Source organism: Streptomyces sp. NPDC047117, assembly GCF_040643545.1.
Taxonomy (GTDB): Bacteria; Actinomycetota; Actinomycetes; order Streptomycetales; family Streptomycetaceae; genus Streptomyces.
The window spans coordinates 97,801-120,312 of record NZ_JBEYUN010000018.1; the positions used below are offsets into that span (position 1 = coordinate 97,801).

The 22,512-nt window shown below is 71.3% G+C and carries 22 protein-coding genes; 20 read left to right on the forward strand and 2 right to left on the reverse strand.

The features are described from left to right. Positions 1-10: 10 nt before the first annotated feature. The 15 genes from ABZ840_RS29460 to ABZ840_RS29530 are packed head-to-tail and all read left to right on the forward strand — an operon-like array spanning position 11 to position 18,497. Positions 11-2,191, forward strand: a complete 2,181-nt coding sequence (locus ABZ840_RS29460; RefSeq protein ID WP_361564292.1) for a bi-domain-containing oxidoreductase — start codon at positions 11-13, stop codon at positions 2,189-2,191. Then, on the forward strand, positions 2,188-4,197 hold the full coding sequence (locus tag ABZ840_RS29465; RefSeq protein WP_361564294.1) for an alginate lyase family protein: 2,010 nt from the start codon (positions 2,188-2,190) through the stop codon (positions 4,195-4,197). Before ABZ840_RS29460 ends, ABZ840_RS29465 begins: the two co-directional genes overlap by 4 nt. Positions 4,198-4,205: 8 nt before the next feature. Then, positions 4,206-5,729: a right-handed parallel beta-helix repeat-containing protein gene (locus tag ABZ840_RS29470; RefSeq protein WP_361564297.1), complete on the forward strand. Its 1,524-nt coding sequence runs from the start codon at positions 4,206-4,208 to the stop codon at positions 5,727-5,729. A 1-nt stretch (position 5,730) separates the two neighbouring features. Next, the gene (locus ABZ840_RS29475; RefSeq protein ID WP_361564299.1) at positions 5,731-6,969 is read left to right on the forward strand and encodes an O-antigen ligase domain-containing protein; all 1,239 of its coding nucleotides are present in this window, start codon (positions 5,731-5,733) and stop codon (positions 6,967-6,969) included. Positions 6,970-6,971: 2 nt separating this feature from the next. After that, complete coding sequence (locus ABZ840_RS29480; RefSeq protein ID WP_361564302.1) at positions 6,972-8,177, forward strand: glycosyltransferase; 1,206 nt, start codon at positions 6,972-6,974, stop codon at positions 8,175-8,177. After that, complete coding sequence (locus ABZ840_RS29485; RefSeq protein WP_361564305.1) at positions 8,178-9,413, forward strand: class I SAM-dependent methyltransferase; 1,236 nt, start codon at positions 8,178-8,180, stop codon at positions 9,411-9,413. Then, a complete protein-coding gene (locus tag ABZ840_RS29490) occupies positions 9,410-10,204 on the forward strand; it encodes a glucose-1-phosphate cytidylyltransferase (protein ID WP_361564307.1) in 795 nt (264 codons plus the stop codon). Before ABZ840_RS29485 ends, ABZ840_RS29490 begins: the two co-directional genes overlap by 4 nt. Then, positions 10,201-10,863 (forward strand): PIG-L deacetylase family protein, encoded by a 663-nt coding sequence (locus ABZ840_RS29495; protein WP_361564310.1) that lies wholly within the window; start codon positions 10,201-10,203, stop codon positions 10,861-10,863. The genes ABZ840_RS29490 and ABZ840_RS29495 overlap by 4 nt, the downstream gene beginning before the upstream one ends. A 3-nt stretch (positions 10,864-10,866) precedes the next feature. Then, complete coding sequence (locus ABZ840_RS29500) at positions 10,867-11,892, forward strand: SDR family oxidoreductase (protein WP_361564313.1); 1,026 nt, start codon at positions 10,867-10,869, stop codon at positions 11,890-11,892. Then, on the forward strand, positions 11,889-13,163 hold the full coding sequence (locus tag ABZ840_RS29505; RefSeq protein ID WP_361564316.1) for a DUF4910 domain-containing protein: 1,275 nt from the start codon (positions 11,889-11,891) through the stop codon (positions 13,161-13,163). Before ABZ840_RS29500 ends, ABZ840_RS29505 begins: the two co-directional genes overlap by 4 nt. Positions 13,164-13,168: 5 nt before the next feature. Beyond that, positions 13,169-14,476: a hypothetical protein gene (locus ABZ840_RS29510; protein WP_361564500.1), complete on the forward strand. Its 1,308-nt coding sequence runs from the start codon at positions 13,169-13,171 to the stop codon at positions 14,474-14,476. Further along, entirely contained in the window at positions 14,473-15,423 is a 951-nt protein-coding gene (locus ABZ840_RS29515; protein ID WP_361564318.1) for a glycosyltransferase family 2 protein, read from the forward strand. The genes ABZ840_RS29510 and ABZ840_RS29515 overlap by 4 nt, the downstream gene beginning before the upstream one ends. Continuing rightward, positions 15,420-16,616, forward strand: a complete 1,197-nt coding sequence (locus tag ABZ840_RS29520) for a polysaccharide pyruvyl transferase family protein (protein ID WP_361564321.1) — start codon at positions 15,420-15,422, stop codon at positions 16,614-16,616. The genes ABZ840_RS29515 and ABZ840_RS29520 overlap by 4 nt, the downstream gene beginning before the upstream one ends. Next, a complete protein-coding gene (gene rfbC / locus ABZ840_RS29525) occupies positions 16,613-17,164 on the forward strand; it encodes a dTDP-4-dehydrorhamnose 3,5-epimerase (protein WP_361564324.1) in 552 nt (183 codons plus the stop codon). Before ABZ840_RS29520 ends, rfbC begins: the two co-directional genes overlap by 4 nt. A 7-nt stretch (positions 17,165-17,171) precedes the next feature. Beyond that, complete coding sequence (locus ABZ840_RS29530) at positions 17,172-18,497, forward strand: glutamate-1-semialdehyde 2,1-aminomutase (RefSeq protein WP_361564327.1); 1,326 nt, start codon at positions 17,172-17,174, stop codon at positions 18,495-18,497. 81 nt (positions 18,498-18,578) lie between these two features. On the opposite strand, the gene ABZ840_RS29535 is transcribed toward ABZ840_RS29530, so the two are convergent. After that, complete coding sequence (locus tag ABZ840_RS29535) at positions 18,579-19,349, reverse strand: phosphatase PAP2 family protein (protein ID WP_361564330.1); 771 nt, start codon at positions 19,347-19,349, stop codon at positions 18,579-18,581. 114 nt (positions 19,350-19,463) lie between these two features. Between ABZ840_RS29535 and ABZ840_RS29540 the strand changes: the two genes are divergently transcribed. Genes ABZ840_RS29540 through ABZ840_RS29560 form a run of 5 tightly spaced genes read left to right on the forward strand, consistent with a single transcriptional unit; the run spans position 19,464 to position 21,375 of the window. Further along, positions 19,464-19,631 carry a hypothetical protein gene (locus ABZ840_RS29540; RefSeq protein ID WP_361564333.1) on the forward strand — a complete coding sequence of 56 codons (168 nt, stop codon included), beginning with the start codon at positions 19,464-19,466 and terminating at the stop codon, positions 19,629-19,631. An 8-nt stretch (positions 19,632-19,639) separates the two neighbouring features. Next, positions 19,640-19,972 carry a gas vesicle protein gene (locus tag ABZ840_RS29545; protein WP_361564502.1) on the forward strand — a complete coding sequence of 111 codons (333 nt, stop codon included), beginning with the start codon at positions 19,640-19,642 and terminating at the stop codon, positions 19,970-19,972. Beyond that, positions 19,969-20,790, forward strand: a complete 822-nt coding sequence (locus tag ABZ840_RS29550) for a GvpL/GvpF family gas vesicle protein (RefSeq protein ID WP_361564336.1) — start codon at positions 19,969-19,971, stop codon at positions 20,788-20,790. The genes ABZ840_RS29545 and ABZ840_RS29550 overlap by 4 nt, the downstream gene beginning before the upstream one ends. Position 20,791: 1 nt before the next feature. Continuing rightward, the gene (locus ABZ840_RS29555) at positions 20,792-21,022 is read left to right on the forward strand and encodes a gas vesicle protein (protein WP_361564339.1); all 231 of its coding nucleotides are present in this window, start codon (positions 20,792-20,794) and stop codon (positions 21,020-21,022) included. Positions 21,023-21,063: 41 nt separating this feature from the next. Beyond that, positions 21,064-21,375 carry a gas vesicle protein K gene (locus ABZ840_RS29560; RefSeq protein WP_361564505.1) on the forward strand — a complete coding sequence of 104 codons (312 nt, stop codon included), beginning with the start codon at positions 21,064-21,066 and terminating at the stop codon, positions 21,373-21,375. 45 nt (positions 21,376-21,420) lie between these two features. Here the strand turns inward: ABZ840_RS29560 and ABZ840_RS29565 are convergent, their stop codons facing one another. After that, positions 21,421-22,419 (reverse strand): serine hydrolase, encoded by a 999-nt coding sequence (locus ABZ840_RS29565; RefSeq protein WP_361564342.1) that lies wholly within the window; start codon positions 22,417-22,419, stop codon positions 21,421-21,423. Positions 22,420-22,512: the final 93 nt, after the last annotated feature.

Genomic DNA, 22,512 nt, shown 5'->3' on the forward strand with positions numbered 1-22,512 from the left:
AGGAGTTCGGGTGAAGCAGGTTGTGCAGAACTACAAGAGCGGCGAGCTGACGGTGCTCGACGTGCCGGTGCCGGGGTGCAAGGCGGGCGGTGTGCTGGTCCGCAGCGCCTTCTCGCTGATATCCACCGGGACCGAGCTGATGAAGGTGTCCGAGGCCGGCATGTCGATGCTGGGCAAGGCCCGCTCCCGCCCCGACCAGGTGGCCAAGGTCATGCAGAGCGTGGCCACCAACGGGGTGCCCGCCACCTACCGCAAGGTGATGGGCAAGCTGGACTCCTACACGCCGCTGGGCTACTCGCTGTGCGGGGTGGTCGAGCAGGTCGGCGCCGGGATCGACGACGTGAAGGTCGGCGACCTCGTGGCCTGTGCCGGCAACGAGCACGCGCTGCACGCGGAGCTGAACTGGGTGCCGAAGAACCTCTACACCCCGGTGCCTGACGGCCTCGCGCCACGGCACGCGGCCTTCGGCACCGTCGGGTCGATCGCACTGCAGGGCGTCCGCCAGGGCGAGCCGCAGCTCGGCGAAGTGGCCCTGGTCATCGGTCTCGGCCTGATCGGGCAGCTGGTGGTGCAGCTCCTCGCCGCATCCGGAGTCCGCGTCGTCGGTGCCGATCCCGACCCGGTGCGCTGCGAGCTCGCCGAGCGGCTCGGCGCCGCGGCCTGCGGTGATCCCGCGTCCGCGACTGTGGAGACCGCCGTCGCCGAGCTCACCGGCGGGCACGGTGTGGACCAGGTGTACCTGGCCGCCGGCGGCGGCAGCAATCAGCCCGTCGAGCTGGCAGCGCGGCTCTGCCGGGACCGCGGCCGGGTCGTCGACATCGGCAAGTGCCGGCTGGACCTGCCGTGGAACGCGTACTACGAGAAGGAGCTCGACGTCCGGTTCTCGCGGTCGTACGGTCCCGGTCGCTACGACCCGGAGTACGAGCTGGAGGGCCGGGACTACCCGATCGGCTACGTACGCTGGACCGAGCGGCGCAACCTGGCGTGCTTCCTCGATCTCGTCGCCCGCAACCGCGTCGACGTCGAGCCTCTGATCTCCCACATCGCCGACTTCGACGATGCCGTCGAGACCTACCGGCGCCTGAAGGACGGCGAGTTGAAGGCCGTGGCCGTCCTGTTCCAGTACCCCGGACAGGAGAAGGAAGCGGAGGCAGCGGGCGCCCCGGCGGTGGCCGTGCCCGCGGTGCACGTGCAGCGGCGTCCGGTCCTGGCCGCCAACGCACCGCTGCGGCTGGCGTTCGTCGGCGCGGGCAACTACGCGACGTCGATGCTGCTGCCGCACCTCGCACAGCGCGACGGCGTCGCACTGTGGACCGTCGCCACCACGACGGCGCTCTCCGCGGCCAACGCGCAGCGGAAGTTCGGCTTCGCCCAGGCGACCACCGACCTCGACGCCGTGCTCGGCGACAAGACCATCGACGCGGTGTTCGTCGTCACCCGGCACAGCTCGCACGCCGAACTGACCCGCAAGGCGTTGCTGGCCGGCAAGGCGGTGTTCGTGGAGAAGCCCCTGGTCCTCACCGAGGACGAGCTGTCCGGCGTACTCGCGGCGGTGGAGGAGTCCGGCAACGACCGGCTGCAGGTGGGCTTCAACCGCCGGTTCGCCCCGCTGCTGCAGGAGGCCAAGGAGCGCTTCGGCGCCCGGACCGGTCCGGCGAGCCTGCGCTACCTGGTCAACGCGGGCCGGCTGCAGCACGGCAGCTGGTACCTCCAGCAGGGCACCGAGGGCACGCGGTTCGCCGGGGAGGGCGGACACTTCATCGACACGGCGAGCTGGCTGCTCGACGCCGACCCGGTCTCCGTGTACGCGGTCGCCCCGTCCGGCAACGAGGACCTGCAGGTCGTGCTGCGCTACCCGGACGGGTCCACCGCCACCATCAGCTACGTCACCACCGGCGCGCCCGGCTTCCCCAAGGAGACGCTGGACCTGGTCGCGGACGGCAAGGTGCTGCGGCTCGACGACTTCGTCCGCGCCTCGGTGTACGGGCGCAAGCGGTGGGTCAGCTCCAGGCTGCCCAAGGCCCGGGACAAGGGGCAGAACGCCGAGCTGGCCGCGTTCATCAAGGCCGTGCGGACCGGTGGGCCGATGCCGGTGCCGCTGGAGTCGCTGGTCGCCACCACCGCGGCCACCCTCGCCGTGGAGACCGGTCTGGCCGCCGGTGCTCCGGTGACGTTGGAGCGGGCGCGATGACCATGAGTGCGGGCTGGTACTTACGCCGCCTTTCCCGGATGGAACCGCGGGAGATCGGCGGCCGGGCGGTCGACGCGGTGCGCAGACGGCAGTGGAGGTCGTCGCTGCCGGACTGCCCGAACGTGACCGGCGCCCGGTTCACCGCCGTCCTGCCCGCCGGGACGATGGCCGCGGTGCCACCGGACGCCGCGAAGCGTCTCCTCGCCGAGGCGGACCGGCTGATGGCCGGGCACGCCGAGTACTTCGGTGTGGTCCGTGACGACCTGGTCGACCCGGACTGGTGGCGCGACCCGAAGACCGGCCGCCGGGCTTCGTCGGGCTACGCCTTCGACGTGCCGTACCGCAACGAGGACGCGGTCGGGGACATCAAGCAGATCTGGGAGCCGTCCCGGCACCAGTACCTCACCGTGCTCGCCGCCGCCTACGCGCTCACCGGGGACGAGCGCTACGCCGAGCGCGTGGCCGAACACCTGCGGTCGTGGTGGGCGGCCAACCCGCCGCTGCGCGGCGTGCACTGGATCAGCGGCATCGAGCTGGGCATCCGGCTGCTGTCCTGGGTGTGGATCCGCCGGCTGCTCGACGGCTGGCCGGGCGCGGCCGGGCTGTTCGAGGACAACCCGGTGGCGCTGAGCCAGATCTGGCACCACCAGCGCTGGCTGGCGGCCTTCCCCAGCCGGGGGTCCTCGGCGAACAACCACGTCATCGCCGAGGCCGCCGGGCAGTTCGCCGCGGCGTGCGCGTTCGACTGGTTCCCCGCCTCGGGGCGTTGGCGAGCCGGCGCGCTACGGTCCCTGGAGCGGCACCTGCGCGGCAACACCTTCCTCTCCGGCCTCAACCGCGAGCTGGCCACCGAGTACCACGGGCTCGTCCTGGAGCTCGGTCTGGCCGCGGTGGCCGAGGCGGATGCCGCCGGCGTGCCCGTCCCCGCGACGGTCCGGCTGGTGCTGCTGCGGATGACCGACGCGCTCGCCGCCGTCGTGGACAGCCGGCTGCGGCCGCCGCGCCAGGGGGACGCGGACGACGGGCACGGCCTGGTCGTGGACGGCGCGGGCACCGACCGCTGGGCCTCGCTGCTGGCCACCGGGGACGCCGTGTTCGGCCGTCTCGCCTGGTGGCCGGCGGTGACCGGCACCGATGTGCGCACCCCGCTGCTGGCCGCGCTCATCAAGCCCACTGCCTGGTCCGTGACCCGCCCGGCGAGCCGGCCGGACCACTTCGCCGACGCGGGGCTCACCATCCTGCGCGGTCCGGGGGAGACGGGCGAGATCTGGTGCCGCTGCGACGGCGGTCCGCACGGCTTCCTGTCCATCGCCGCACATGCCCACGCGGACGCGCTGTCCGTGGAGGTCCGGCACGACGGGGTCGACGTGCTCGCCGACCCCGGAACGTACTGCTACCACGGGCAACCCGAGTGGCGGCAGTACTTCCGGTCGACCCTCGGCCACAACACCCTGCAGCTGGACGGCGCCGACCAGTCCGTGTCCGGCGGCCCGTTCCTGTGGACCCGGCATGCCCGCAGCCGTGTCCTGGCCGTGGACACCTCCGGCGGGAGCACTGCCCGCTGGCGCGCGGAGCACGACGGCTACGGGCCGTCCGTGCACCGTCGCCGGGTGGAGCTGACAGCCGCGAGCCAGGAGCTGCGGGTGGTGGACGAGGTACACGGACCGCACCGGGCCGAGGTGCGCCTCGCATTCCACCTCGGCCCCGCGATCACCGCGGACCTGACCGGCAACCGGGCAGTGCTCACCTGGACCCGGGACGGCGAGGACCGCTCCGCGGTGCTCGACCTGCCCGCGCAGCTGTCCTGGCAGGCGCATCGCGGCGAGACCGGACCTTCCCCGAGCTCTTCGGACAGGGGGTACCCCATGCTGGGCTGGTACTCCGCCGGATTCGGGCGCAAGGAACCCTCGACCACGCTGATCGGCACCGCCCTCCCCGGACGGCACAGTGCCGACGGCACTGTGCCGTCCGGGGAGTTCACCACCGTGCTCAGGTTCCACGGCTAGGGGCGCGCGTGGGGAGCAAGAGACGGCACTGGGCGTGGGCGGCGGCACCGCTGACGCTGGCCCTGCTGGCGATGGCCGGCTGTGAGAGCACACCGGACGTAGAGGCGAAGCCGACCGCCACGCCGTCGGCCACGCCCGTGGCCCGGGTGTGCGCCGAGCCCGCGGCCGGGCCGGTAAAGGCACCCGCGGGCGCGGTGACGGTCGACCCGGCGATGGTCGGTGACCTGGCGGCGAAGACCAAGAGCAGTCCGCCCGGCACCACGTTCTGGCTTCGTCCGGGCAGGCACCGGCTCGACCCGGACCGCTACGCCCAGGTCATCCCCAAGGAGGGGAACAGCTACCTCGGCGCGCCGGGCGCGGTGCTCGACGGCCGCAAGAAGAACCAGTACGCGTTCGGCGGTACCGCCCGCGACGTCACCCTGCGCTACCTGACCGTGCAGGGTTTTGTCGCGCCGCAGAACGAGGGCGTGGTCAACCATGACTCGGCCGACGGCTGGGTGATCGAGCACGCGACGATCCAGCACAACTCCGGTGCCGGGCTGATGGCCGGTGACCGCCAGCGGGTCCGCGCCAGCTGCCTGCGCGACAACGGCCAGTACGGCATGAACGCGTACAAGTCCGGGGGCCGCATCGGCGGCCTGGTGGTCGAGGGCAACGAGGTCGTGGGCAACAACACCGGCGACTGGGAGCGGCGGCGCAAGGGCTGCGGCTGTACCGGGGGCATCAAGTTCTGGGCCGTCAACGGCGCTGATGTGCGCGGCAACTGGGTGCACGACAACCGCGGAACGGGGTTGTGGGCGGACACCAACAACAACGACTTCCGCATCGAGAACAACGTGCTGGAGGCCAACGACGGTGCCGCGCTGATCTACGAGACCAGCTACAACGCGGTCATCCGCAACAACACGATCCGGCGGAACAACTGGGTCGAGGGCCGCAGGGCGGCCGACCGCGGCGACACCTTCCCCTTCGCGACCGTCTACCTCTCCGAGTCCGGCGGCGAACCACGGGTCCGGGCCCGCACCGACAAGATCGAGATCTACCGGAACGTGCTGGAGAACAACTGGTCCGGGATCACCCTGTGGGAGAACGCCGACCGGTTCTGCAACAGCCCGGCCAACACCTCCTCCGGTGACTGCACACTGCTGGTGCGGGACACCGACCGCTGCGCGAAGCCGGCGATCGCCACCGCACCGCTCTACGCCGACTGCCGGTGGAAGACCCAGCGGGTGGACATCCACAACAACCGCTTCGTACTCGACAAGTCCGTCGTCAAGTGCACGGTGAAGTGCGACCGCATGGCGGTGCTGGCCAACTACGGCACCTATCCGGACTGGTCGCCGTACCAGGGCGAGCGGGTGGCCGAGGCGATCACCGGCGAGCAGCACAACCGCTGGCACGACAACACGTACCTCGGCCCATGGCAGTTCGTCGCCCACGACCCGAGCCGGGTAATCGACTCCGGGCAGTGGCAGAGCACGCCGTACCAGCAGGACGCGGGCAGCACCTTCGCCCCACGGGCCGGTGGTTGAGATGGACCGGGACTCCGTGGGCACACCGAAGACCGTCGGGATCATCTGGGGGCTGCTGGTCCTCAACACACTCGGCTCCGCCGGCGCCGAGACCATCATCCCCATTCCCCGCTCCCTCATCCAGCTGGTCACCATGGGCGCGCTGGCCGTCGCGTTCTCGCTGGCGCTCGCGCTCAATTCCCGGCTGCGCATCCGGGCGAGCGCCTACTTGAGCCTGCTCACCCTGCTGCTGGTGACGAGCGTGCTCTCCAGTGCGCACCTGGAGTCCGGCTTCGGCGCGCTGTTCCGGTGTGCCCGGCTGGCGCTCTTCGTCGGCACACTCTGGCTGCTCAGCCGCTGGTGGGACGGTGGCCCGACGTTCGTCCGGCACCACATCCGGATGTACTTCGCGGTGCTCGGGTCGGTGGCCGCGGGGCTGGTCGTCTCACCGGGCGCGGCCATGCCCGAGCTGTACGGCGGACGCCTCGTCGGCGCGCTGTGGCCGCTCACGCCGCCGCAGATCGGCCAGTACGCCGCGGTGATCATCGGGCTCACGGTGCTGCTCCTGCTGGGCCGCCGGACCGACAGGACCAGCGCGGCGGTGGTCATCGTGCCGGCAGTGGTCCTGCTCGCGCTGACCCATACCCGGACGGCCACGGTCGGCCTGCTCATCGGGCTGGCGCTGGCGATCGGCTCGCTCCTCCTGACCAGCGCCGCGGCGCGCCGGTTCTTCAGCTGGGCGGTGCTGTGCGCCGTGGTGGCCGCGGTGGCGTTCAGCTCCGCGCTCCAGGCGTGGTTCCTGCGCGGACAGAGCCAGGAGAACTTCTCCAACCTCACCGGCCGGGCCAAGGTCTGGGACGCCCTGCTGGCGGCGCCCCGGTCGACCGTGGAGCAGCTGTTCGGAGTGGGGCTGGGCGACAAGTCGTTCGGCGGGCTGCCGATCGACAACAGCTGGCTGGCCGTCTACCAGGAACAGGGGCTGACCGGCGTCGTCCTGGTGGCGGCGGTCGTCATCGTGCTGGGCGGTGTCGCGTTGCTGCGGCCACCGTCGCTGTCGAGGGCCTGCGCGATCTTCCTGATCAGCTACTGCGCGATCGCGTCGTACACCGAGGCAGGGCTCGGCGACGCCTCGCCGTATCTGCTGCATCTGGCCGTCGCCGCTTCGCTGCTGGTGGCACCTGCCGCGGCCGGTCCCCTTTCCACGCCCGAAGGCCCTCGACGACGCATCCCGCGACGGGCCCAGAGATCGGAGGTGATCTGAGCATGCACGTCCTCGTGGTGCACAACCGCTACGCCTCGGCGCAGCCGAGCGGGGAGAACAAGGTCGTCGACCAGGAGGTGGCGCTGCTGCGCGGCGCGGGCCATCGGGTCGAGGTGTTCGAGCGGCGCAGCGACGACATCGCCACCCGGTCCCTGCCCGGCAAGGCCGCGATACCGCTGCTGGTGCCGTGGAACCCGGCCGTACGCGCGGAACTCGCCACCCGGCTGCGCACCGAGCGCCCTGACGTCGTCCACGTCCACAACGTCTTCCCGCTCCTGTCGCCCGCGGTCCTGGCCGCCTGCGCCGACGCCGGCGTGCCCGCCGTCGCCACGCTGCACAACTACACCCAGATCTGCCCGCCCGGCACGCTGCAACGGGACGGCCGGCCGTGCACCGACTGCGTCGGATCGACGCCGCTGCCCGCGGTCCGGCACGGCTGCTACCGCGGCTCCCGGCTGGCGACGGTGCCGCTCGCGGTCAGCCTGTCGGTCAACCGGCGGCGGTGGTGGTCCGGCGTGGCGCGGTTCCTCTGCATCTCCGCGGCGCAGCGCGAGATCCTGGTGGGCGCCGGCATGCCGCCCGAGCGGCTCGCGGTCAAGCACAACTTCGTGCCCGACCCGGAAGCCCGCCGAACGGCCACGGGCGAGCACGTGCTCTACCTCGGCCGGCTCGCCGAGGCCAAGGGCGTACGGCAGCTCATGGCCGCGTGGGACCAGCTCGCCGCGGCCGGCGGGGTGGGCGTGCCGCTGGTGATCGCCGGTACGGGGCCGCTGGAGGGTGAGGTGACCGCCTGGGCCGCGGGCCGGGACGACGTGCGGTATGTCGGCCTGTACGACACGGCGGAGTGCCAGATGGCCATCGCACGGTCGGTCGCCGTGGTGGCCCCCTCGACGTGGCTGGAGGCGTTCGGCCTGGTGGTCGTGGAGGCGATGGCGGCCGGGGTCCCGGTCGTCGCCGCCGGTCACGGCGCCTTCGTCGAACTCGTCGAGGACGGGGTGACCGGGCTGCTGCACCGGCCGGGCGAGCCCGCCTCGCTCGCGTCCTGCATACGCCGGATCGCGGCCGGACCGGACCGCAACCGGGAGATGGGACAGGCGGCCCGGCGCCGCTACGAACAGGGCTTCAGCCCGGCCGTCGGGCTGGAGCGCCTGGTGGATGAGTACCGCACCGCGATCGCGGGTCGGACGGAAACAATGGGGGGCAAGTAAATGACACGATGCCGACTCTGCGGCTCGGCGACGCCGGCGAGCGTCGTCGATCTCGGCGCGACGCCACCGTGCGAGAGCTTTCTCGCCGCGGACCAACTGGACACGGCGGAGCCGGCCTACCCGCTGCACCTGCGGGTCTGCACCGACTGCTGGCTCGCGCAGATCCCGCCGCTGATCAAGCCGGAGGAGACGTTCACGGAGTACGCGTACTTCTCCTCCTACTCGACCTCCTGGGTGGAGCACGCGCGCACGTTCGTCGACGACGCCGTACAGCGGGTGGGGCTCGGCCCCGACGCCTTCGTGGTGGAGGTCGCGAGCAACGACGGGTACCTGCTGAAGCACGTGGTGGACCGGGGGATCCGCTGCCTGGGCATCGAGCCGTCGGTGAACGTCGGCGCGGCGGCGCGGGACGCGGGCGTGCCCACGCTCACGGAATTCCTGAGCCCGGACACCGGCTCGGCCGTCCGCACCGAGCACGGCCCGGCGAATCTGGTCGTGGCCAACAACGTGTACGCACACATCCCCGATGTCGTCGGGTTCACCCGGGGACTGCGCGCCCTGGTCGCCGACGACGGCTGGGTCTCCATCGAGGTGCAGCACCTGCTGACCCTGATCGAGGAGAACCAGTACGACACGATCTACCACGAGCACTTCCAGTACTACACCGTCGCGTCCGCGATCCGGGCCCTCGCCACTGGTGGACTCGCCCTCGTGGACGTCGAGTTGCTGCCCACGCACGGCGGCTCGATCCGGCTGTGGGCCCGGCCGGAGGCGGTGGCAGGGGAGCCGACGCAGCGGGTGGCAGACGTACTGGCCCGGGAGAAGGCCGCCGGGCTGCAGGAGCTGTCCGGGTACACCGAGTTCTCCGCCCGGGTGGCCAAGGTGCGCCGGGATCTCCTGAAGTTCCTCATCACAGCGGCCGAGGAAGGCAAGACGGTCGTCGGCTACGGCGCCCCGGGCAAGGGCAACACCCTGCTCAACCACTGCGGCATCCGTCCCGACCTGCTCGCCTACACGGTCGACCGCAACCCCTACAAGCACGGCAGGTTCACCCCGGGCACCCGTATCCCGATCCTGCCGCCCGAGCGGATCGCCGCCGACAAGCCGGACTACGTCCTCGTCCTGCCGTGGAACCTGCGGGCCGAACTGGTCGAGCAGCTGTCGTACGTGCACGAGTGGGGCGGCCGCCTTGTCTTTCCCATCCCGGAACTGAGCATTGTCGAGGTCAAGCGATGAAGGTCGTACTGTTCTGCGGCGGTTACGGGATGCGGATGCGCAACGGCGCCTCCGACGACGTGCCCAAGCCGATGGCGATGGTCGGACCGCGACCGCTGATCTGGCACGTCATGCGCTACTACGCGCACTTCGGGCACACCGAGTTCATCCTGTGCCTCGGCTACGGGGCCCAACACATCAAGGACTTCTTCCTCAACTACGAGGAGACGACGTCCAACGACTTCGTGCTCAGAGGCGGCCGGACCGAACTGCTGTCCACCGACATCTCGGACTGGACGATCACGTTCGCGCAGACCGGCATCGAGTCACCGATCGGGGAGCGGCTGCGCCGGGTGCGGCACCACCTGGACGGCGACGAGATGTTCCTCGCCAACTACGCCGACGTGCTCACCGACGCGCCGCTGCCGGAGATGATCGACCGGTTCGCCCGGCGCGACGCCGGTGCGTCGATGATGGTCGTGCCGCCGCAGTCCTCGTTCCACTGCGTGGACCTGGGCGAGGACGGCCTGGTGGGGGGAATCACCGCGGTGAGCGACATGCCCCTGTGGGAGAACGGCGGCTACTTCGTGCTCCGCCAGGAGGTCTTCGACCACATACCGGAGAACGGGGACCTGGTCGCCGACGGATGCGCCCAACTGGCCAAGCGCGGACGGCTGGTGGCGCACCAGCACCGCGGCTTCTGGAAGCCGACCGACACCGTGAAGGAGAAGGCCGCGCTCGACGCCGCGTACGCCCGGGGCGACCGGCCGTGGGCCGTGTGGGAGCGGGACAATGCCGGGGTGAGCGCATGATCCGGCTCGGAGCCGGTCGTCCGGACCGGATCGTCGCGGTCGGCGCGCACTGCGACGACATCGCCATCGGCGCCGGCGGCACGCTGCTGACGCTGTGCCTCGCGCGACCGGGCATCCGCGTCGACGCACTGGTGCTCTCCGGCGGCGGCACCGAGCGGGAGCAGGAGGAGCAGGCCGCGCTCGCCGCCTTCTGCCCGGGCGCCGACCTGCGGCTGACCGTGCTCAAGCTGCCCGACGGCCGGCAGCAGGCGCACTGGGACGAGGCCAAGGCCGCGGTCGAGGAACTGCGCGCGCAGACCGACCCCGATCTGATCCTGGCCCCGCGTACCGAGGACGCGCACCAGGACCACCGCGGCCTGGCGCAGCTGATACCCACCGCGTTCCGCGACCACCTCGTGCTCGGCTACGAGATCGTCAAGTGGGACGGCGATCTCGGCCGTATGGCGGCGTACCAACCGCTGTCGCCGGCGATCGCCGAACAGAAGGTGCGGCTGCTGGCGGAGCACTACCCCTCGCAGCGGCACCGGCCCTGGTACGACCGCGAGGCATTCCTCGGTCTCGCGCGGATCCGCGGCATCGAATGTCACGAGCGATACGCCGAGGCGTTCGCCGTCACCAAACTCACGCTCGATCTCGGCACTTTCCACCTGGGGGACTGAACCTTGCGCGTACTGCTCACCGGACACCAGGGCTACCTGGGCACCGTGATGGCCCCGGTTCTCACGGCCGCCGGACACGAAGTCGTCGGCCTCGACGCCGGTCTGTTCGCCGACTGCGTGCTCGGCCCGCCGCCCGCGGACCCGCAGGGACACCGGGTGGACCTGCGCGACCTCACCGCCGAACACGTGGCCGGGGTGGACGCCGTGATCCACTTGGCCGCGCTGTCCAACGACCCGTTGGGATCGCTTGCACCGGAACTCACCTACGACATCAATCATCACGCCTCCGTACAGCTCGCCCGGCTGGCCCGCGAGGCCGGAGTGCGGCGCTTCCTGTACGCGTCCACCTGCTCGGTCTACGGCGCCGCCGGCGGCGACGACCTGGTGGGCGAGGACGCCCCGCTGCGCCCGGTGACGCCGTACGCGGAGTCCAAGGTGCGAGTGGAGGACGACCTGCACGCACTGGCCGACGACGACTTCACCCCGGTCTACATGCGCAACGCCACGGCCTTCGGCTACTCGCCCCGGCTGCGCGCCGACATCGTGCTGAACAACCTGGTGGGCCACGCGCTCCTGTCCGGCGAGGTGCTGGTGCTCTCCGACGGCACCCCCTGGCGCCCGCTGGTGCACGCCGCCGACATCGCACGGGCCTTCACGGCCGCGCTGACCGCGCCGCGCGAAGCGGTGCACGACCGCGCTTTCAACATCGGCAGCGAGGTCAACAACGTCACGGTCGCGGAGATCGCAGAGCAGGTAGCCGAGGCGGTGTCCGGCGCAAAGGTGCGGATCACCGGGGAGAACGGCGCCGATCCGCGGTCGTACCGGGTGGACTTCTCCCGGTTCCGCACCGCGATCCCCGGCTTCGACTGCGAGTGGACGGTGAAGCAGGGCGCACGGGAACTCGCCGACGCCTACCGGACACACGGGCTGACCCGGGAGGACTTCGAGCAGCGCTTCACCCGCCTCGCCGTACTGCGCGCGGCCTCCGACGCCGGCTCCGTCGACGACACCCTGCGGTGGCGGCGATGACCGCTGTCGGCGAGGAGATGCATGCTCTGGTGGAGCGGCTGTACCCGCTCTGCCGGAGCATCACCGGCGACGGTGTGCGCGCCACCCTGGACATCGTCAATGAGTACCTCCCGTTGCAGGTGCACGAGGTGCCGACCGGGACGCAGGTGCTCGACTGGACGGTGCCGCAGGAGTGGAACATCCGGGACGCGTACATCGCCGACGCCTCCGGCAACCGGGTCGTCGACTTCGCCGCGTCCAGCCTGCACGTGCTCGGCTACAGCGTGCCGGTGTCGCGGACCATGCCCCTCTCCGAGCTGCGCGACCACCTGCACACCCTTCCCGACCACCCGGCCTGGGTGCCGTACCGCACCAGCTACTACAAGCCGGAATGGGGGTTCTGCCTGGCCCAGGAGACCCTGGACGCGATGCCGGACGGCGAGTACGAGGTTCGCATCGACTCCACACTCGCGGACGGCCACCTCACCTACGCCGAGCACGTGGTCCCCGGTCAGGTCCCCGACGAAGTGATCGTCTCCTGCCACGTCTGCCACCCGTCGCTGGCCAACGACAACCTTGCGGGCATCGCGGTGGCGACGTTCCTGGCCCGCGCACTGGCGGAGACGACGCCGTACTACACCTACCGGTTCATCTACGCGCCCGGCACCATCGGGGCGATCACGTGGCTGGCCCGCAACAAGGACCGCGTTTATCAAGTCAAGCACGGCCTGGTGCTGGCCTGTGCCGGCGACAGAGGCCAACTGACGTACAAGCAGAGCAGGCGTGGCGACGCGGAGATCGACCGGGTGCTGCGGCATGTGCTCGAAGCCTCCGAACGTCCGCACCGTATAGCCGAGTTCACCCCGTACGGCTACGACGAGCGGCAGTACTGCTCGCCCGGCTTCGATCTCGGCGTGGGCTCGCTCACCCGCACCCCGTACGCGAGCTACCCCGAGTACCACACCTCGGCGGACAACCCGGACTTCGTCTCCCCTGAGGCGATGGCGGACACGCTCGCCGTCTGCCGCGAGGCATTCACCGTCCTCGACCGCAACCGGCGGTACCTCAACCTCAGCCCCTACGGCGAACCGCAGTTGGGCCGGCGCGGGCTGTACGACGCGCTCGGCGGCCGCAGCGACACCAAGCAGGCCCAGATGGCCATGCTCTGGGTACTCAACCTCTCCGACGGCGACCACACTCTGCTGGACGTCGCCGAGCGGTCCGGGCTGCCGTTCGACACCGTCGCCGACGCGGCCGACGCCCTGCACGGCGCCGGGCTGATCAAGGCATGAAGCAGATGACCACCGAGGGGGAGAATCCACAGCCGGCGGCGACCGCGGCGGCACCGGCCGGGTCCGCCAAACGGGCCCTCGTCGGCCGGCTGTCCTGGGGCCTGGCCGACCAGGCGGCCTCCAGCATGTCCAACTTCGTGGTGGGCATCTACGTGGCCCGCTCGCTGGGGGTGACCGCGTTCGGCGTGTTCAGCCTCGCCTGGGTGACCTACGGCGTGGTGCTCAACGTCTCCCGCGGGCTGGCCACCGACCCGCTCGTGGTGCGCTTCAGCGGCGTGCCGGAAGCGGCCTGGCGCCGGGGGGTGGCCCGGTCGTCGGGTACCGCGCTCGGCGTCGGGGCCGCCATCGGCGCGGCGTGCCTGGTGGCCGGCCTCGCTCTCGGCGGCAGCGTGGGGTCCGCGTTTGCCTGCCTCGGCGTCGTACTGCCGGGGCTGCTGCTCCAGGACGCCTGGCGGTTCGCGTTCTTCGCCGCGGGCACCGGGCGCAAGGCGTTCGTCAACGACCTCGTGTGGGGCGCCGCGCTCGTCCCGGCCATGCTCGTGGCGGCCCGCGTGGGCAGTGTGGCCGCCTTCGTGCTGGCCTGGGGCGCGTCCGCCGCGGTGGCCGCCGCGTACGGCTGCCTCCAGTCCGGCATCCGGCCCCGGCTGTCCGGAGCGCGCGGATGGCTTCGCGAGCAGCGCGACCTCGGCTACCGGTACCTGGTCGAGAACGTCAGCCTCAGCGGCGCGAGCCAGCTGCGCGCCTACGGGCTCGGCGCGATCGTCGGAGTCGGCGCGGTGGGTGCGGTGCGGGGCGCCGAGCTGCTGCTCGGCCCCTTCCTCGCCGTGCTGATGGGGCTGTCGCTGGTCACCGTCCCGGAGGCGGCACGGGTGCTGCGGCAGGCCCCGCACCGCCTCGGCAGGTTCTGCCTCCTGCTGGGCGGCGGGCAGGCCGCCGCCGCACTGCTCTGGGGCGGAGCCCTGCTGCTGATGCCGGACCGGCTCGGCGCACTCGTGCTCGGCGACGTCTGGCACTCCGCCGCACTGCTCATCGTGCCGATCACCCTCGGCGTCGCGGGTGCAGGCCTCGGCACCGGCGCTGCTGCCGGACTGCGCGCGCTCGGCGCGGCCCGGCGCAGCCTGCGCTGCCAGTTGTTCGCCTCCGCCTGTTACGTCGGCGGCGGGCTCGGCGGCGCGGTCGCGGCCGGCACGGTCGGCTCGGCCTGGGGCGTCGCCGCCGCGACCGTCAGCGGCTCGGCCGTGTGGTGGCTGCAACTGCGGTCCGCGCTGCGCGAGCACCACCACAACCCCCACCCCGAAGTGAGGACCTCATGACCGCCCGACCCAGGCTGAGCATCGGCCTGCCCGTGTACAACGGCGAGGAGTACCTCGCCGAGTCCCTCGACGCGCTGCTCGGCCAGACCTACGAGGACTTCGAACTGGTCATCTCCGACAACGCCTCGACCGACGGCACCCAGGACATCTGCCGCAAGTACGCCGCGCAGGACGCACGCATCCGGTACCTCCGGCTGCCCCGCAACATCGGCGCCACGCCGAACCACAACCGGGTACTCGCCGAGTCCCGCGGCGAGCTGTTCAAGTGGGCCTCGCACGACGACCTGTACGGCCGTGACCTGCTGCGGCGCTGCGTGGAGGCGCTGGACGAGCGGCCGGACGTGATCCTCGCACACACCGGCCAGGCAGTCATCGACGGCGACGGCCGGGTGAAGGTCCCCTACGAGTACGGGCTCGCCACCGACTCGCCGCACCCGCCCGAGCGGTTCCGCAGCCTGCTGTTCGAGCCGGGCGGTGACGACTTCTACGGGGTGATGCGGGCCGATGTGCTGCGCCGGGTGAAGCCGATGGACAGCTACCACCACGCGGACCGCACGTACGTCGCCGAGATCACCCTGCACGGGGCCTTCCACCAGGTGCCGGAGCTGCTGTACTTCCGCCGCGACCACCCCACCCGCGCCGAGCGGGCGAACCCGTCCAAGCGCTCCCGGTGCGTCAACCTGGACCCCCGCCGGGCCGGCCCGCTGCACCCGACGCCCCGGCTGCTCGCCGAGTACATCTGGGGCTTCGCCTCGGCGATCCGGCGGGCGCCGCTGTCCGCTGCCGACCGGCGCGCGTGCCACCGCCACCTGGCCGCGTGGCTGACCAGCCGGGTCCGGCCGGGCGGCGCGGGCGAGCGGGTCGAGGACCGGGCTCCGGTCGATCCGGCGCTGCTCAGCGTGTCCGTCGACGCGATCGTCGCCGGACGCGAGGGGAGGCAGGGGTGACGTCCCCGAGAAGGCCCCCGGTACGCGTCGGGGTGTTCGGCCTGCTCGGCTCCGGCAACCTCGGCAACGACGGATCGCTGGAGGCCGTCCTCGGGTACCTCGGCGCCGAGCACCCGGAGGCGGTCGTGGACGCGCTGTGCGGCGGCCCGGAGGCCGTGACGACCCGGTACGGGATACCCGCGACGCGGCTGCACTGGAACCGCGGCGAGTACCGGACCGCGTCGCGTGCGGCCGCGATCGCGGCGAAGGGCCTGGGCAAACTCGTCGATGTCTTCCGCACCGCCGCCTGGGTGCGCCGGCACGACGTGGTGATCGTGCCGGGCATGGGCGTCCTGGAGGCCACACTGCCGCTGCGGCCGTGGGGCTTCCCGTACTCGCTGTTCCTGCTCTGCGCATCCGGCCGGCTGTTCGGCACCCGGGTCGCACTGGTCGGTGTCGGCGCGGACACGATCTCCGAGCGGCCGACCCGCGCCCTGGTGCGCTGGTCGGCACGGCTTGCCACCTACCGCTCGTACCGCGACGGCCTGTCCCGCGACGCGATGCGCGCGATGGGCGTGGACACCGCACGCGACGAGGTCTACCCGGACCTCGCGTTCGCCCTGCCCACGCCCGGGGCGAACGCGACGCCGGGCCTGGTCTGCGTCGGCGTCATGGACTTCCACGGCGGCAACGACGACCGCGCCCGGGCCGAGGCGATATACCGCCGCTACCTCGACGGGACGATCCGGTTCGTCCGCGCGCTGGTCGAGGAGGGCAGGCCGGTCCGGCTGCTCACCGGCGACGAGTGCGATGTGTCGGTGGTCGACGCGATCCTGGAAGCGGTGGACTCGCCGCTGGTCACCGCTGCCGAGCCGGCCTCACTGGCCGACCTGATGACAGAGATGGCGGCTGCCGACACCGTGGTGGCGGTCCGCTACCACAACCTGATCTGCGCGCTGAAGACCGGTACACCGGTGCTCGCACTCAGCTATGCGGCGAAGAGCGAAGCGCTCATGGACCGGATGGGCCTCGCCGCGTACTGCCACTCGGCCCGCGAGGTCGACGCCGACCGACTCCTCGAACAGTTCCGTGAGCTGGAGAAGCGATCGGCGGAACTGCGGCAGCTTCTCGTCGGACGCAACCAGCTCGCCACCCGACAACTCCACGACCAGTTCAACGCGTTGACCAGGACCCTGTTCCAGGAGACTCCATGAAAGCGATCGAAGTCCCGGCAATCGCCGGTGCGTACCTCTTCGAGCCGACGCCGTACGCCGACGAACGCGGCTTCTTCTGCCGCACCTTCGACACCGATGTGATCCGCTCGGTGGGCCTCGACCCGTACGCCTTCGTCCAGGACAGCGTCTCCCGCTCGGTCCGGGGCGTCCTGCGCGGTCTGCACCTGCGTTCCGGTGCGGGCGAGGCCAAGCTGGTGCGGTGCTCGTACGGGCGGATCTTCGACGTCGTCGTCGACCTGCGGCCCGACTCGCCGACCTACCGCAACGTGGCCTCCTTCGATCTCTCCGGCGAGACGCAGGTGACCCTGTACATCCCGGCGGGCTGCGCGCACGGCTTCCAGGCGCTCACCGAGACCGCCGACACCTCGTACCGGATCGACCGCCCGCACGATCCGGCCGAGGACGTGACGATCGCCCACGACGACCCGGAACTCGCCATCCCCTGGCCGCTGCCGGTCACCTCGATGTCCCAGCGGGACCGGGAGGCACCGAGCCTCGCCGAGGCCCTGAAGCAGAAGGAGAGCTGAAGTCACCGTGGACACCGAAGAGTTCCTCCTGCCCCGGTCCCGGGCGGCCAACGAGCGGCTGCACGCCCTGATCCCCGGCGGGGCGCACACCTACGCCAAGGGCGACGACCAGTACCCCGAGCACCTCGCCCCGGTCATCAGCCACGGCCGCGGTGCCCACGTGTGGGACGTCGACGGGAACCGCTACATCGAGTACGGGTCAGGGCTGAGGTCGGTCAGCCTCGGCCACGCCCACCCGCGCGTGACCGAGGCGGTACGCCGCCAACTCGACCGCGGCAGCAACTTCGTCCGCCCGTCCATCGTGGAGGTCGAGGCCGCGGAACGCTTCCTCGCCACCGTCCCGACCGCCGAGATGGTGAAGTTCGCGAAGAACGGCTCCGACGCCACCACCGCCGCGGTACGCCTCGCCCGCGCCGTCACCGGCCGCCCGCGGGTGGCACTCTGCGGCGACCATCCCTTCTTCTCGACCGACGACTGGTTCATCGGCACCACACCGATGTCCGCCGGCATTCCTGCGCCGACCACCGACCTCACGGTGGCGTTCCCGTACGGGGACCTGACCGCAACGGAAGAACTGCTCACCCGGTACGCCGGTGAGATCGCCTGCCTGATCCTCGAACCCGCCACCCACACCGAGCCCCCGCCCGGGTACCTCGCGGGCCTGCGCGAGCTGGCCGACCGGCACGGCTGCGTGCTGATCTTCGACGAGATGATCACTGGCTTCCGCTGGTCCGAGGCGGGTGCTCAGGGGCTGTACGGCGTCGTCCCCGACCTCTCCACGTTCGGCAAGGCGCTGGGCAACGGATTCGCCGTCGCCGCACTGGCCGGGCGCCGCGAACTGATGGAGCGGGGCGGGCTGCGTCACTCCGCCGACCGCGTGTTCCTCCTCTCCACCACGCACGGCGCGGAGACGCACTCCCTGGCCGCAGCGATGGCCGTGCAGACCACGTACGCCGAGGAGGGCGTCACCGCGCGGCTGCACGCCCTCGGGGAGCGGCTGGCCGCCGGCGTCCGCGACGCCGCGGCGAGCATGGGCGTCGGCGACCACGTCGTCGTCCGGGGCCGGGCCAGCAACCTGGTCTTCGCCACCCTCGACGAGACCGGGCAGCCGTCGCAGCAGTACCGCACCCTGTTCCTGCGCCGACTCCTGGCGGGCGGCGTCCTCGCCCCGTCGTTCGTGGTGAGCGGCGCGCTCGACGAAGCCGACATCGACCACACCGTCGACGTGGTGTCCCAGGCCTGCGCGGTGTACCGAAAGGCGCTGGACGCCGGGGACCCCACCCCCTGGCTGGCCGGGCGACCGGTGAAGCCGGTGTTCCGCCGCTTGGTGTGACGGGGCGGAGCGGGCAGGGCGGGGAGCGGTGTGCCGTGACAGGGCGCCCCGTGACGTGATGCGGCGTGGAGCGGCGTGGCGTCAGCGACGCTCCCGCCGACCGGCGCCGGCCCTCCGACCGTCCAGCCCGTCGTCCTGCCGGTCGGCCAGTCGGTCGGCCGTTCGTCCGCCGATCCGGTCGGCGATCCGGTCGACCAGCCACCCGGTGGCCGGAATCACCGTCAGCGCGGTGCACCAGCCGCCGAGGACATCGGTCGGGTAGTGCGCGCCCAACGCGACCTGTGCCCACCCCATCGCGGCGCCGGCCACCAGCGCCGCGGCGAGCACCAGTGACGTACCGGCCGTCCTGCCGAGGCCGAGCCGGCCGGCCGCGAGCAGCGCCACGGCAAGGGCGAGCGCGGTGAAGAAGGCGGTGTGCCCGCTCGGGTAGGACAGGTTGTCCGCGCCGTGGATGGTGCGGCCCACCAGGGGCTTGATCAGCGTCGTCGCCCCCACGGTGACGCCTGTCCCGGCAACGACGCACACCGCCGCGCGGGGACGGCGAAGCAGCAGGCAGCCCGTCACGGCGGCCACGACCAGCGCCGCCGCTCCGGCGGGCTCCCCCAGAAAGTCCGTGGCCAGAGCGGCGTACCGCCACGGCGGCCGCACACTGTCCGCCGTCGGCTCGACGATCCACCCGTCCACCCTGCCGGGCTCGCCCTGCCCGGCGTACCGGACCCCGAGCACCACGACCACCACCGCAGCGAGGGCCGCGATCGTCCCGAGCCACGCGCGCAGCGACGGGGGCAGCACCGCGGGCGCCACGACAGCGGGCCGCCCGGCCTCCCGGTCCGCTCCTGTCAGACGATTCAACGCGCGCCCCCTTGTTCCGTAGCGTCCCCGAAGCCGGATCCATCATCCACCCGACCGGCTCGATCATTCGGCCGGCGGCGGTGCCGGCCGGGCAGGTGTGCCCGGGATTTTCGGGTGCAGGGCCTCCTCTGCACCCGAGCCGACTCGGATGGCGGAGACGGCCCGGACGACGAGGTCGAAGGCGAGGATGACGACGACGCGGAGTACGAGGAGGAGGGCGACGTCGACGACGGCGACTGGGAAGAGACCGACGACGAACGCGACGACGAAGAAGAGGAATGAGTGCACACGTGACCGACGTCGACTTCAGGCAGGGCACCTCGCCCGCCTCCGGTCCCCTTAACACCAACCTCGCCGACATCCTCGAACGCGTCCTCGACAAGGGCATCGTCATCGCCGGGGACATCAAGATCGATCTCCTCGACATCGAACTCCTCACGATCAGACTGCGCCTGTTCGTGGCGTCGGTGGATACGGCCAAGAAGGCCGGCATCAACTGGTGGGAAACCGACCCGGCGCTCAGCTCCACGGCTGCGCGCAATGAACTGCGGGACGAGAACCGCCGGTTGCGCGAGCGAGTGGAAGCCCTGGAGGCGGGCGACGACACCGAGGCCGTCTCATGACGCCGGAGACCTCTGGCGCCCTGATGGACGCGACCGCCACCTACGTGTTCGCCGTATGCCGACGCCTCGACCCCACCGCGCTCACCGGGCTCTCGGGGCTCTCCGGCCTCGTCGACGGCTTCCCGGTACGTGCCCTGACGTTCGGGCCGCTCACCGCGATCGTCCAGGACGTGCCTGCCGACGAGTTCACGGAAGAAGCATGGCACCAGCGGCTGTCGGACCGGCAAGAACTTGAGCGATGCGCTCGCGCCCATCACGAGGTGGTGACCGCCGTGACGGCTGCCGGGCCGACGGCCCCGCTCGCGCTTGCCACCCTCTACCAGGGCGACGAGCGAGCGCGGGCGGCCCTGGGCAAGGACACGGAGCGCTTCACCGCAGCCCTGGACCGTATCGAGGGACACGCCGAGTGGGGCGTGAAGGTCTATCTGCCCGCCACCGCTCCAGAGCCCACCGGCGGCGCGCCCGAACCACCCCGGAGCGGCAGTGGCCGGGCTGCCGGGGCCGGCCGTGCCTACCTGGAGCGCAAGCGCGGCATGCACCAGGCGCGGGAGCGGCATCACGACCGCACGCTGCAGACGGCCGAAGACATCGACGCCGAACTCCGCAACTGGGCAAGCGCGTCACAACGCCTCCGTACACACGGCCAGGAGGTGACCGGCGAGCGGAATCGCGTGCAGATCCTCAACGCCGCGTATCTGGTGGCCGGCCGGCGTGAAAGAGAACTGGCGGATGCGGTGGAGGGGCTGCGTGGTCGAACCGGAGCACAGATCGAGCTGTCCGGGCCGTGGGCGCCGTACTCCTTCGTCGGGGAGGTCTGACGTGGCCTCTCATGAACCGGTCCCCTGGGAGACGCCCGGGCCCCTCTCCGGGCCCCTCGGCGTCCCGCTCGTCGACCTGCTGGACCGCGTACTGGCCACGGGCGTCGTCGTGAGCGGCGATGTGGTCATCGCCATCGCGGACGTACCCCTGGTACGTCTCTCCCTCCGCGCACTGCTGTCTTCGGTCAGCGAGCGGGTGCCCGCGCCGTGGCCGGACGGAGGCCCCCTGTGACGGAGCGTGCCGTACGGAGCGATACGCGGTTCCACGAGCGGATCGACGCATGGACGACCCATCGGTCCGGCAACAGGTCCGACAACAGGTTCGACATCGACCGCGACCAAGTCGGCCGCGATCTGGTCGCGTTGGTACTCACCGTGGTGGAACTACTGCGGCAGTTGATGGAACGGCAGGCGATCCGCCGGGTGGAGCAGGGGGACCTCGGCGACGCACAGGTGGACCGGATCGGAGAGACGCTCATGCTGCTCGACGAGCGGATGACTGAACTGTGCGACCAGCACGGCCTGCGCCTCGAAGATCTCAACCTCGACCTCGGCCCACTGGGGTCCCTCCTGCCCCGCGACTGAAGACCGCTCACCGGTCCCATCGGTCTGTCATGTGGTGCAGGCGACTCAGTGGGCGAAGCCCCAGTCGAGCATCTTGGTGGCGTCGTCGAAGCGGCCCTTGTCCGTGTCGGCTCCGAGGATCGCGCCCACCAGGGTGCGGTTGTCCTTCTTGGCGGCGAAGACGACACAGTAGCCGTCCTCCGGGCCACTGCCGGTCTTGATGCCCAGGGCACCGTCGTAGCTGGTCAGCAGCTCGTTGGTGTTGGTCCAGGTGTAGTACCGGGTGTGGCCGTTGGCTGCCGGGGCCTCGGTCTTGAACTGCTTGTTCTGCACGACCTCGGCGAACGTGGGCTGCAGCATCGCGCGCTGGCCGAGCTTGGCCAGGTCGCGGGCGGTGCTGTGGTTGTTGCCGTGCGAGATGCCGTCGAACGTGTCGAAGTGCGTGCCGGTCAGGCCGAGCGCCTGCGCCTCGACGTTCATCTGGTTCACGAAGTCGGCGATCCGCGCGTCCACGGTGTCCCCGGAGCCGTAGGTGTCGGCCAGAGCCATCGCGGCGTCGCCGCCGGAGGGGAGCATCATGGCGTACAGCATCTGCTTGACGGTCAGCTTGTCGCCGGTCTGGAGGTCGGCGGTGCTGCTGCCGTTGGCCTGGACGTAGTCGCGGTACTCCTGCTTCACCGTGATCTGCCGGTTCAGCCACTCCGGGTGCTTCAGTACCACCAAGGCCGTCATGATCTTGGTGGTGCTGGCCATCGGCACGCTCTCGTCCGCCTTGGCCCCGGCCCACAGCTCCCGCTCCTGGCTGCCGTCGCGGGCATCCAGCAGGAAGGCGTGATCAGTGTTGATCTTGGGCGCCGTCTGGTCCTGCGTGCCCAGGTTCTGCTGCTCGGCAACGGTGGCCGCACCGCTCTGCTGACCGTTCTCATCGGCGGAATGCGTGGCGCCCGGAGTGGCCGCCTGGGCGAGGCCGCCGGCGGTGAGCGGCAGAGCCGCCCCGAAGAGTGCCACCGTCGCGATCCTGACCCCGGTCCGGTGGATTCGGTTGGGGCGGGCGTGGGAACCCATGGACGTCCCTTCTCCCGGCGCAGGGACGCCGGTTTTCAGTAAAAAATTCGTTTCATGCTGAACCTACTTGCGTAATGGTGGCAACTGTCAAGA